Annotated in this window: 7 protein-coding genes; all 7 read left to right on the top strand. The window is 61.7% G+C overall.

Annotated elements, in window-relative coordinates; genetic code table 11:
- Positions 1-168 precede the first annotated feature (168 nt).
- The 7 genes from HNQ07_RS22625 (at position 169) to darG (ending at position 11,847) form a co-directional block, all read left to right on the top strand.
- Positions 169-1,923, top strand: coding sequence for a type I restriction-modification system subunit M (locus HNQ07_RS22625; protein ID WP_229832329.1), 1,755 nt, complete (start codon positions 169-171; stop codon positions 1,921-1,923).
- Positions 1,904-3,211, top strand: a complete 1,308-nt coding sequence (locus HNQ07_RS22630) for a restriction endonuclease subunit S (protein ID WP_184116067.1) — start codon at positions 1,904-1,906, stop codon at positions 3,209-3,211. The genes HNQ07_RS22625 and HNQ07_RS22630 overlap by 20 nt, the downstream gene beginning before the upstream one ends.
- A complete protein-coding gene (locus tag HNQ07_RS22635; protein WP_184116069.1) occupies positions 3,208-6,117 on the top strand; it encodes a DUF262 and DUF1524 domain-containing protein in 2,910 nt (969 codons plus the stop codon). Before HNQ07_RS22630 ends, HNQ07_RS22635 begins: the two co-directional genes overlap by 4 nt.
- The gene (locus HNQ07_RS24480; RefSeq protein ID WP_184116071.1) at positions 6,110-9,259 is read left to right on the top strand and encodes a type I restriction endonuclease subunit R; all 3,150 of its coding nucleotides are present in this window, start codon (positions 6,110-6,112) and stop codon (positions 9,257-9,259) included. The genes HNQ07_RS22635 and HNQ07_RS24480 overlap by 8 nt, the downstream gene beginning before the upstream one ends.
- A gap of 39 nt (positions 9,260-9,298) precedes the next feature.
- Positions 9,299-9,634 carry a hypothetical protein gene (locus tag HNQ07_RS22645; protein ID WP_184116072.1) on the top strand — a complete coding sequence of 112 codons (336 nt, stop codon included), beginning with the start codon at positions 9,299-9,301 and terminating at the stop codon, positions 9,632-9,634.
- A gap of 457 nt (positions 9,635-10,091) precedes the next feature.
- Positions 10,092-10,721, top strand: a complete 630-nt coding sequence (darT, locus tag HNQ07_RS22650; RefSeq protein WP_184116074.1) for a type II toxin-antitoxin system toxin DNA ADP-ribosyl transferase DarT — start codon at positions 10,092-10,094, stop codon at positions 10,719-10,721.
- 37 nt (positions 10,722-10,758) lie between these two features.
- Positions 10,759-11,847, top strand: a complete 1,089-nt coding sequence (gene darG / locus HNQ07_RS22655; RefSeq protein ID WP_221275298.1) for a type II toxin-antitoxin system antitoxin DNA ADP-ribosyl glycohydrolase DarG — start codon at positions 10,759-10,761, stop codon at positions 11,845-11,847.
- Positions 11,848-12,167 lie beyond the last annotated feature (320 nt).

Here is a 12,167-nt window from a genome sequence, read left to right on the forward strand (position 1 = left end):
CGCCGTATCGTGCATGGCAGCGAGCTTTTCTGGGCCGATCCTGGGGCGTGGTAATGCATGCACCCAGGTCGTCCAGAAATCGTGCGCTTCAGGTCCGGCTGCCGGGTGTTTCATCCATTTTCGTTCGGCGCTTGGGTGTTATGCGCTCGAACTGGTGTGGTGTTGAGGGTGAGCCACGCCACGTGGGGTGATGTTCGCGATTTCGCTGTCCGTTGCTACGTGCCGGCGCGGCAGGAGAACGGCGGCACGTGGCGTGTTCACCCCGAAATCCCGCATGCAGGCGCTCAATTGTGGCCCGGCACGTGGATCCAGGCGAGTATTCTGGAGCACACGATGCCAGCCAATACGACCGAAGTCGAGCGCCGCCTGTGGGCCGCCGCCGACAACCTGCGCGCGAACAGCAAGCTCCGCAGCCACGAATACAGCGTCCCGGTGCTGGGCCTGATCTTCCTGGCCTATGCCGACTACCGCTTCACCGAGGCGAAGGCCCGCATGGGTGAGGGAACTGGCCGGCGCAGCGGGATCACCAAGGACGACTATCAGGCCGCCGGCGTACTCTACGTGCCCGAGGCGGCGCGGTACTCGTGGCTGCTGCAACTCCCCGAGGGTGCCAACGTGGGGCAGTCCATCAACGACGCCATGCGGGCCATCGAGGAGGACAACGAAGATCTGCGCGGCGTCCTGCCCAAGCTGTACAACCGGCTCGACAACTCTATCCTGATCTCCCTGCTCAAGGCGTTCAACTTCGCCGAGATCGCCGACGGCCTGGAGGGCGACGCGTTCGGGAAGATCTATGAATACTTCCTCGGCAAGTTCGCGCGTGACGAGGGCGGCAAGGGCGGCGAGTTCTACACCCCGACCAGCCTGGTCAAGCTGATGGTCGAGATCATGGAGCCCTTCCACGGCCGTATCTTCGACCCGGCCTGCGGCTCGGGCGGCATGTTCGTGCAGTCCGCCCGCTTCGTCGAGGAGCACCGCAGGAGCCCCAACGCCGAGATCAGCGTTTACGGTCAGGAGAAGACGGCCGAGACCGTGCGGCTCGCGAAGATGAACCTGGCCATCCATGGGCTTTCCGGCGACGTCAAGCAGGCGAACACCTTCTACGAGGATCCTCACACCAGCCCCGGCAAGTTTGACTTCGCCATGGCCAACCCTCCCTTCAATGTCAGTGGCGTCGATAAGGACAGAATCGGCGTCGATCCGCGCCTGCCATTTGGCGTGCCCACGGGTGACAACGCCAATTATCTGTGGATGCAGTACATCTACTCTAGCCTCAATGAACGCGGACGTGCCGGAGTCGTCATGGCAAACAGCGCCAGCGACGCACGCGGCAGCGAGATGGAGATTCGTCGGCAGCTGATTGAGGACGGCGGTGTGGATATCATGCTGGCGACTAGCACTAAACTCTTCTACACGGTTCCTCTCGCTGCCACCGTATGGTTCTTCGACCGTCGGAAGAAGGGCACCCCCCGTGAGGATCAGGTGCTGTTCATCGACGCGCGGCACATCTACACCCCGGTCACACGCGCCATCCGCGAGCTGAGCGCGGCGCAGATCGAGTTCATCGCGAACATCGCTAACCTCTACCGGGGCGAGCCCACCGAGACGGTGCACGGCAGCGACGCGCTGATGCAGGAGCACTTCCCGAATGGTACCTACCGCGACGTTCCTGGCCTGTGCAAAGTGGCCACGCGCGCCGAGATCGAGGTGCAGGGCTGGAGCCTGAACGCGGGCCGCTACATAGGCGTGCAGGCGCGAGCGGCCGATGACTTCGACTTTAGTGTGCGCCTGGGTGAGTTGAGCGAGGAGCTGGAGGTGCTGAACTTGGAAGCGCACGAACTTGAAGTGCGCATCAGTGAAAACGTTCAGGTTTTGCTAGAGGGCGCTAATGGGGAGGCCATGAATGACACAGTCCTGGCCTGAAGCTCCGCTTAAAGCGATCACAACCAAAATTGGGAGTGGGGCGACGCCGCGCGGTGGCAAAGAGAGCTACGCTGCTGAAGGTATTGCGCTCATACGCAGCATGAATGTGTACGATATGTCCTTTAATTGGGACAACTTGGCAAGAATTGGTGATGAGCAAGCAAAACAGCTCGACAATGTTGTTGTGCAAGTGGATGATGTGTTGTTGAACATCACTGGCGCATCGGTCGCTAGATGTTGCAAGGTGCCAAGTTCAGCGCTTCCTGCTCGGGTTAATCAGCATGTAGCAATTATTCGCGGTCACAAGGACAAGGTTTCGCCTTTATATCTGATGTATTACCTGACTTCACCTCTGGGTAAGAACAGATTGTTGAGCCTTGCTCAAGGGGGTGCCACTCGAGAAGCATTGACGAAAGGTACTCTTGAGGAGTTTTCGTTACCCCTTCCCCCTCTCCCCATTCAACGCAAAATCGCAACAGTCCTCTCTGCATACGATGATCTGATCGAGAACAACACGAGGCGCGTGCAGGTGCTGGAGGAGATGGCGCGTGCCCTCTACCGCGAGTGGTTCGTGGAATACCGCTTCCCCGGCCACGACACCGCCGAGTTCGTGGAAGACGAGCACGGGCGGATGCCTGAAGGGTGGGAGAGGGGCACGTTTTCCGACGCAGCGGTCGTGTTCAGTACCACACTCAATCCAGCACACTTCCCCGAAGAGGAGTTTGAACACTTTAGCCTCCCTGCCTTCGATGAGGGCCAACGCCCAGTTGTCGAGTTGGGAGAAATGATCAAGAGCAGCAAGAACCGTGTGCCCAAGAATTGTGTGCTTCTACCTAAGCTCAACCCGCGGATCCCTAGAGTTTGGTTGCCGCCGGCCTCTATGGGTAGCCGTCAGATCGCGTCAACGGAGTTTTTGCCGCTGCTCCCCGCACGTGGCTACTCAAAGTATTGGCTGTATTGCCTCTGCTCGGCCCCCGAGCTACTTGAACGGCTGGCAGCAATGGCTTCGGGTACCTCGTCTAGCCATCAACGGATCTCGCCCAAGGGCCTGGCGATCCTGCCACTTGTCCTGCCTCCGGAGAAGGTTGTGCAGCGTTTCACCGAGGTGGTAGCCCCAGCTCTAGAGCTGACCTCAGCACTCCGACAGCGCAACGCCAACCTCCGCCGTACCCGTGACCTGCTGCTGCCCCGGCTGGTGTCGGGCGAGCTGGACGTTTCTGCGCTGGATGTGCGGGGGCTGGGGCTGGAAGCCATTGGGGCAGAGGTTGAAGAGGAGGCGGTGGCGTGATTGCAGAGCAGGCGAAACTGGCCGAGTTGCTGGAGGGCACCAAGCAGTTTGAGGTGCCGCTCTACCAGCGTCCGTACTCCTGGGGAACGCCGGAGCGCGAGCAGTTCTGGCGCGACATCCTGCGGGCCGGGCGTGATCCGAAGCCGGGGATGCACTTCACGGGTTCCGTGGTGTTCATGGAGCGCACCGGCAGCATGGCCGGCAACCTCAAACGGGCACGATTGATCGATGGCCAGCAGCGCCTGACCACGCTGACCCTGCTGATGCTGGCCCTGTCGGAGCAACTGGCGCAGGTCGGCGAACTGGAGTTGCCGCTAGAGGGCACCAGCGACACCCAGGTGGTGGACGCCGCCGACATTCGCAACGACTATCTGGTGAACAAAAACCTCACCGGAGACTCGCGCTACAAGCTGTCGCCCACCCACGTGGACAGGGATACCCTGCGGCATCTAATCGGGAATGGGCCGCTCCCCCCGAAGGTGTCGCGCGAGATCCAGGCCGGCGCAGACTTCTTCCGTCAGCGGCTGAGCCAGCCCGGCGTGAACCTGAAAGAGGTGCTGCGGGGCGTCAATAAACTCCAGGTGGTCACGGTCGCGCTGGAGGAAGGGCGCGACGACCCGCAGCTCATCTTCGAGAGCCTAAACAGCACCGGGAAGGATCTGACCCAGGCTGACCTGATCCGGAACAACGTGCTGATGGGTCTTCCCTCGGCCGAGCAGGACATGCTGAGCCGTGACTACTGGGTGAAGCTCGAAGAGGGGTTCGCAGATACCGAGGAGGGCACGTTCGACCGCTTCATGCGCGATTTCCTGACGCTCCGCACGCGCGGGTTGCCCAATGAGCAGGAGGTGTACGCGGCGTTCAAGGCGTACCGGTCGTCACGCCCGGCTGATGAAGGCGTCGAGACGCTGGTCAGGGACGTGGCGCACCTGGGCAAGCTGTACATGGGCATCATCGACCCCACCCGCATGGGTAACGCGGACGTGCAGGTGGCCATGGAAGACCTGATGGCACTCCGCCTGCGGATCATCTCCCCGTTCGTGCTCGAACTCCTGCAAGATCACGAGCAGGGATTGCTGACGGATGACGATCTGGTGGGTTCGCTCCGGGCGCTGGAGGCGTTCCTCCTGCGCCGCGCCGTGGTGGGTGAGCGCACCTCGCCGCTCAACCGCTTCTTCGCGGGGCTGGGCCGCGACCTGAACAAGCAGGACTATCTGCGCTCACTACTGCGCGCCCTCGTCCGCTTCCAGGATCGGGATCAGGACGGCTTCCCAGGCAACGAGCCCTTCGCGCGGGCGCTGCGTGAGGCGGCCCTCTACCGCCTGAACGTCTGTAAGCCGCTGCTCGTGCGCCTGGAACGCAGCATGAACCCGAAGGAGAAGTTCCAGAGCGCCAACTTGACCATCGAGCACGTCATGCCCCAGAACGAGGATCTCAGCCAGGAGTGGCGGGACATGCTGGGCACGGCCTGGCCGGAGGTGCAGGGGCGGCTGGTACACATGCTGGGGAACCTCACGCTCACCGGCTACAACAGCGAACTGGGCGACCGGCCGTTCAGCGAGAAGAAGACCCTGCCCGAGCCGAAAGGCTACGAGCATAGCCGACTCCTGATGACCCGTAAGATCGCGGCGCTGCCCGCGTGGACTGAGAGCGTGATCGTCAACCGGGCCAGCGAGCTGATCGAACGTGCGCTGGAGCTCTGGCCCTTCCCGGCCTTCTCGCCGGAAGAAGTTGCGGCGCTCCGGGCGGAAGGACGCCAGCGCGGCAAAGTCAGAACGGTCGACGATCACCTGCAGACCAGCAGCCCGGCGCTGCGTACCCTGTTCGCGCAGGTTCGAGAACGGCTGCTCGCTCTGGACGACCGGGTCGTGGAGATGCCGCAAAAGCACTACGTGGCATACAAGGTGGGCACCAACTTCTGCGACATCGTGCCTCAGCCGGCCCTGGATACGGTGAAGTGCTGGCTGAACCTGCCGCCGGCCGACCTCGACGATCCCCTGCACATGACCCGGGACATCACGGGCAAGGGCAAGCCGGGCAATGGCAACGTCGAACTCACCTTGTCGGCCCAGTCTGATCTGGATGCGTTCACCGCCCTGGCGGACCAGGCTCTCGAATACCAGCTCTGGCGCAATGAAAAGGCCTCTACCCCGGCTGGTCAGGGCAAGGTGGGAAAAGAAGTCGATTTCTCGCAGCTTCCCCCGGAGGTGCTGGCCGTCTTCCAGGCGCTGGAGACCCGCACCACTGGCCTGAGCAGCGACATCCAGGCCCATTCGACCCAGTTTTACCGGGCGTTCCGGGCGCGCCGCGTCTTCATGGAAGTCAAGCCCAGAACCGGCAGCATCAACGTGGCGGTGAAGATCCCCCCGGCCGCCCTGGAGCCGGACGCTTTCGAGGGCTGGGTGACGTCCGGTCAGTGGCTGGCGCGTCCTGTCCGCTCCATGGAGGAGCTCGAACGGGCGTGGCCAGGCATCGTGGCCGCCTTCACCCGGCAGCAGGACGGGGACTCGGACGATGCGGACGCGCTGCCACCGGCAGTGAGTCACCAGCAATACAAGCTGGCCAAAACCATCTACGCCCAGTTGGCCAGCAAGACGGCGGAACTCAGCGATGACATTGAGGTGGTGACGACCCAGAAGAGCGTCAAGTTTTTTGCTCCGTCAGGCGAGGGAGCCAGGGAGTTCATGCGGCTGTACAGCAGCGCCCGGAGTGGCCACGCTGGCGTCCGACTGAACGTCTTGCCGGCGGCGCTGGACAATCCGGACAGTGTGGGGCAGATGGTCGACCCAGGCAACGAGACGACCGGCTTCACCGACGGTCATTTCGAATACAGGGTGACGACTTTAGAAGGCGTGGAGGCCGTCTTGCCGCTCATCCAGCAGGCCTACGAGATCGTCCGTGCGTGAATTCAGCGAGGCGCGGCTGGTCGAGGAGACCTGCCTCACCATCCTGCGCGAGCTGGGCTGGGCCACCCTGGACGCGACCCACGAGGTGCTCGGAGTCAACGGCACCCTGGGCCGCGAGAGCCAGCGGGAGGTGGTGCTGGCGCGTGACCTGCGTGCGGCCCTGACCACGCTGAATCCAGGCCTCCATGCCTCCGTGATCGAGCAAGCCGTCGAGGTGCTGACGCTGGATCGCTCGGCCCTCTCGCCGGTCGCAGCCAACCAGGAGTTGTACGACCTGATGGTTCACGGCGTCCCGGTGCTGGTTCCAGATGACGAGGGCGGTGGGGAAAAGCCGGATCGCGTGCGCGTCATCGACTGGATCAATCCTGCGAACAACACCGTCCTGGCCGTCCAGCAGCTGACGGTCAAGAGCGATCTGTACACCCGCAGGCCAGACGTGATCGGCTTCGTGAACGGCCTGCCGCTGGTGTTCATCGAGCTGAAGTCCACGCATCGCCGCCTCAAGAATGCCTACAGGGACAACCTGCGGGATTACCGCTCGACCATCCCGCACCTGTTCCATGCAAACGGTGTGGTGCTGCTCTCCAACGGCACTGACGGGGTCGTGGGCAGCATGACGGCCGGCTGGGAGCATTTTGCCGAGTGGGTGCGCGTGGCCAGCGAGGACGAGCCGCGCCGGGTGGGGCTGAGTACGCTCCTGCGAGGCACCTGCGAGCCGGGGCGGCTGCTCGATCTGGTCGAGAACTTTACCGTCTACCTTGAAACCCAGGGCGGCGTGGCCAAGATCCTCGCGAAGAACCATCAGGTGCTCGGCGTAAATAACGCCCTGCAGGCGCTGGAGGGCATCGGCGAAAACCGTGGTCGCCTGGGGGTCTTCTGGCACACGCAGGGGTCGGGCAAGAGCCTGAGCATGGTGTTCTTCTCGCGGAAGGTGCTTCGCAAGGTGCATGGGAACTGGAGCTTCCTGGTCGTCACCGACCGCGACGAACTCGATCAGCAGATCTACACCACGTTCGCCCGCACCGGCACCGTGCAGGAGCAGGAGGAGCGGGTGCGGGCCGCCAATGGAGCGCACCTCAAGGAACTTCTGCGCGAGGATCACCGCTTCCTGTTCACGCTGATCCAGAAGTTCCATACCCCACAGGGCGAGGTCTACCCGCAGCTCTCCGCGCGCGGCAACGTGATCGTCATGACCGACGAGGCGCACCGCAGCCAGTACGACATCTTCGCCGGGAACATGCGCGCTGCCCTGCCCAACGCGGCCTTCATCGGCTTCACTGGCACCCCACTGATGGAAGGGGAGCAGAAGACGCGGGAGGTCTTCGGAGATTACGTCTCGGTCTACAACTTCAGCGAGGCCGTTCAGGACAGGGCCACGGTGCCCCTGTACTACGAGAACCGCATCCCGGAGCTGCAGCTGACGAATGCCGAGTTGCAGGCCCACATGGAAGACCTGCTCGATCGCGAGGGGGTGGACGAGGATGCCGAGCGCCTGGTGGAACGCGAGTTCAGCCGGGAGGCCCAGCTCATCACGCGCGACGACCGCCTGGAGAAGATCGCGCAGGATCTCGTGCAGCACTTCCTGGGCCGGGGGCAGTTCGGTAAGGCCATGGTCGTCAGCCTCGATAAGGCCACCGCCGTCCGGATGTTCAACAAGGTCGAGCACTACTGGAATGACGAGATCGCGCTCGCCGAGGCCCAACTGGCGCAGGCAAGTGGGGACGAGCGCGACGCCCTGCTGCGCCGGCTGCAGTTTCTGCGGGAAACTGACCGGGCCGTGGTGATCTCGCAGGCGCAGAACGAGATTGACGACTTCAGGGACAAGGGGCTGGACATCACGCCCCACCGCAGGCGGATGGTCAAGGAAGACTTGGAGGGCCGATTCAAGGATCCGGGGGATCCGTTGCGGCTGGTGTTCGTGTGCGCCATGTGGATGACCGGCTTCGACGCGCCAAGCGTGAGCACCATCTACCTCGACAAACCCATGCGGAACCACACCCTGATGCAGACCATTGCCCGCGCCAACCGCGTCTGGGAGGAGAAGGTCAGCGGCCTGATCGTGGATTACATCGGCGTCTTCCGGAACCTGCAGCGCGCCCTGGCCGTGTATGGCGCCGGGAACGGCTCTGGCGTCGGCGCGGACGAGACCCCGGTGCAGGACAAGGCAGAACTGGTGGCGGCCCTCCAGGCGGCCATCGGAGAGGCGGAGGCGCAGGTCACGGCGCGTGGAATCGATCCGGCCGCGATCATCGCTGCCACTGGTGAACGGAAGATCGAACTTCTCAAGGATGCCACTGACGCACTGCTGGCCGGTGACGACATCCGCAAGCGCTTCACGGACACCGCCAATACCGTCAACCGGCTGTTCAAGGCCGTGCTCCCCGACCCGGCGGCCCAGGCGTTCGCGGCCCAGCGTGCGCTCTATGTGGTGCTGGCCGCCCGGCTGGAACTCGACGAGGAGGACGACCCTGAGGTCGACGGCGTCATGCACCAGGTGGAGACGCTCCTTGATACTTCGGTGGCGGCCTACGGCTACGTCATCCGCGAGGGCACGTCGCATGTCGACCTGAGCCAGGTGGACTTCGACAAGCTTCGCGACCTATTCGACAAGACGCCGCGCAAGCGCACCGAGGCCGAGAAGCTGCGCGGTGCCCTGAACGGTGAGGTGCAGCGCCTCACCCGGCTCAACAAGACCCGCGTGAACTACGCGGCCCGGTTGGAGGCCATGATTCAGGAGTACAACTCCGGCTCCGCCAACGTGGAGGCCTTCTTCGAGGAACTCATGCGCCTGGGGCGTGATCTCAGTGAAGAGGTCAAGCGGGCCCTGCGCGAGGGGCTCACCGAAGAGGAACTGGCCGTGTTCGACCAGATCACGGCCGCCGGTGTTGCGCTCAGCGACACTGATCGTGAGTCAGTGAAGACCGTCGCGCGCAGTCTGCTGGCCAAGTTGAAGTCCGACCGCCTGGTGCTCGACTGGCGCAAGAAGCAGCAGGCTCGGGCACAGGTACGTCAGGCAATCCGGCAGGAGCTGGACGCACTCCCTGATTGGTATGATCAGCAGGCATATAACGCAGCCGTTGTTGCCGTTTTTTCGCATGTTCACGAGGCGTATAAGAGCCATAACGAAAACATCTACATGTAAGTATGATGGCACTTTGCTGAATGGGGCGAGGAGGTACCTATGAATGAAAGGGACAGGACTCACGTTAAGAATCTTGAAAAAAAAGCTCAGGCGGCCCAAAGAGAGTTTTTGGACGCATTGGAGGAGCTGAGAGATCAGCTCGAGTTGGTCAGGGACGCAGAGCATGAAAAGCTAGCAAACATGGACGACAAGCTTTATGGTGTTGACAGGTACAAAAAGATAGAAGCAGAAGTGGAGGGTATCGAAACGGTGTTGAGGGACATCGAGGTCATTGAGTCTATGCCTGAGCTAGATCTCAGCGGGATCTACGGCTTGAATTCGTCGCCGGATCAACAATTTACTGAGCAGGAAATAGAAGAAATTCTTAACTCATAGGTCTAATTTTCTATGATCATCCGCTGGCAACCAGGGCACTGATCCAGCGGTTCGCAGTGTCGAAATCACCGGTTGAAATGTCTGTGGATGGAGGTGGTGGAGTGGAGTTGGTCGCCGACACCACGACACCACGACTTCACGTAGGTTCTGGTGCTCGAGGTGTGCTGTAGCTAGGGCGTGACCGCCGTGGATGCTCATTGGGCGCAGAAGATGGCACCAGGGAATGGACTGATCCGCTGTCGTACTAGAGATACGCAGCAGGGTAACTCCGATCGGTGACGCTGTGACAGGGCGAGCGCTGCAGCGACCCAGGCCATGGGCTTTCCCACCAGTGACTGCCGGTGACGAGTGCTGTGGATTTACCGATTGCCCGACCCGGCGGAAGCCCGGCTCGTTGATCGGCTACCGTATGAAGGGTAATGACGTTCGATATGCACGTAATCCGTGAGGCGTCGGGTTGACCCAACTGCTGCAGCCCACGACTCCGTGCCTGATCTATCACTTCACGGCCCTGGAGAACCTGCCGTCCATCCTGACCGCAGGCGGCCTCCACTGTAAGGTGCGAGCCCAGCCAGTCGCAGACATCTCGGACGCCCGCATCCAAGAACGTCGGTCTCGGCGGCGAGTAGAGGCTGGGCCGGGCGGTGTACTGCACGATTATGTGCCTTTCTACTTCACGCCGAGATCGCCCATGCTTCACCGCAGATACAAGCAGGATCTTGATGAAGGGACGAGGGTGCAGCAGCAGGTGGTCTATCTGGTGAGCTCAGTGGAGCGGGTTGTCGAGCTGGGTCTGCCCTTCGCGTTCACTGATGGTCACGCTGAGATGCGGGTGGACATCCGGTATTTCGATGACCCAGCTGACCTTGGCCAGCTGGACTGGCGAGTCCTGCACGCATCCGGCTGGCGTAACGACGAGGAGCGTCGGAAGCGGCAGTCGGAGTTTCTGGTGCAGGGGTTCTTGCCCCTAAGTGGGCTGCTAGGATTCGCGACCCGTACCTCCGATGTGAAGCAGCGGGTAGACCGGCTGTTCCGTGATCGGCAGGTGTCCCTGCGGGGGAGGGTACGCCCGGACTGGTACTATTGATGCACCATTTCGCTGTCAGCTGAACGGGGGGAGGTGAATGATGATCGAGCTGCAACGAGGCAACCTGCTTGAGGCCCACACTGAGGCCCTGGTGAACACCGTCAACACCAAGGGCGTCATGGGGAAGGGGGTAGCCCTACAGTTCAAGCGGCGCTATCCGGCGAATTACCAGGCCTACGTGGCTGCCTGCAAGGCGGAACAGGTGGAGGTCGGGAAGATGTTCGTCACCGAACTCCCCGTGAGCCTGGAGAGTGGGCCAAGGTACATCATCAACTTCCCGACGAAGCGTCACTGGCGTGGGAGTTCGCGTCTCAACTACATCGAGGCCGGGCTCGAAGATCTTGTGAGAGTTGTCCGTGAGCACTGTATCCGCTCAATTGCCATCCCGGCCCTGGGCTGTGGGAACGGTGGGCTTGAGTGGGCCGAAGTCCGTCCCCTGATCGAGGGCGCATTCGCAGCTCTGCCTGAAGTGCATGTCTATCTTTACCCACCAGATCAGAACCCTGATCCAGATTCACCGATTTTGCGGCCGATCACAAAACGTCCTCACTTGACTCGCGGCAGCGCTGCCATGCTACGACTGTTCAGGGAGTATCTGCTTCCCGATTACACACTGGGGCGAACCGAGGCGCAGAAGCTGATGTATTTCCTACAGGTCGCAGGCTTCGACCTCAAGCTGAACTTCCAGAAGAGCAAGTTCGGCCCATATGACAATAATGTGCGTTACGTCTTGGAGCGCATGGAAGGGCACTACATCCAGGGTTACGGCACGGGGGAGAGCGGTTCACGGATTCATCTGCTGCCTGGAGCGGCTGAAGAAGCCAGGAACACGCTGCTCGATTCCCCCGAGATCGAGCAGTCGCTGGAGCGTGTGACGGCATTAATTGAGGGGTTCGAGACGCCATTCAGTCTCGAATTGCTGGCGACGGTGCACTGGGTCGCCACCCAGGAACAGGCAACCACCCCAGCGGAGGCCCTGGTGCGGATCGCTGACTGGACACCTCGCAAGAAGTTGTTGATGACCCCTGACAAGGTCGACCTGGCGTGGCGACATCTGCAAGAGCTTGGTTGGCTGCCGACGGTCGATCCTATAGATGACCCCCCATTTCCCTCTCCCGTTGCCTGAGAAAGACGTCTGGGATGGTGGCTTTGGTTAACCAACCCAATATTCGGACTCGGCTGGAGCACATGACAAACCATCGGCAGTACCACGGAATTGCGGGTGACCGCGTCAGCATGCCATTCCATGCGACCAGCCCAGCAGATGTCGTTTGCTCCCCACAAGAATTTGACACACCGTGTAACCCGATATATCCTGTCTAGGACGAGGTAAAACGCTCAGCTGGTAGAGCTGTCGTTGGCGGCCTAAAAATGATCAAAAGTGGCGGATAGGAATTGACCATGCCGAGGTTCGAGCCCCCCACGATCTGCGATTCACTGCGAGTC

Origin of the sequence: Deinococcus metalli, from assembly GCF_014201805.1 — a bacterium.
Taxonomy (GTDB): domain Bacteria; phylum Deinococcota; class Deinococci; order Deinococcales; family Deinococcaceae; genus Deinococcus; species Deinococcus metalli.

Bases quoted from the DNA above. Each gene is read 5' to 3' on its own strand.
- HNQ07_RS22630 (WP_184116067.1), top strand. From the start codon at position 1,904: ATGACACAGTCCTGGCCTGAAGCTCCGCTTAAAGCGATCACAACCAAA.
- HNQ07_RS22645 (WP_184116072.1), top strand. From the start codon at position 9,299: ATGAATGAAAGGGACAGGACTCACGTTAAGAATCTTGAAAAAAAAGCT.
- darG (WP_221275298.1), top strand. From the start codon at position 10,759: ATGATGATCGAGCTGCAACGAGGCAACCTGCTTGAGGCCCACACTGAG.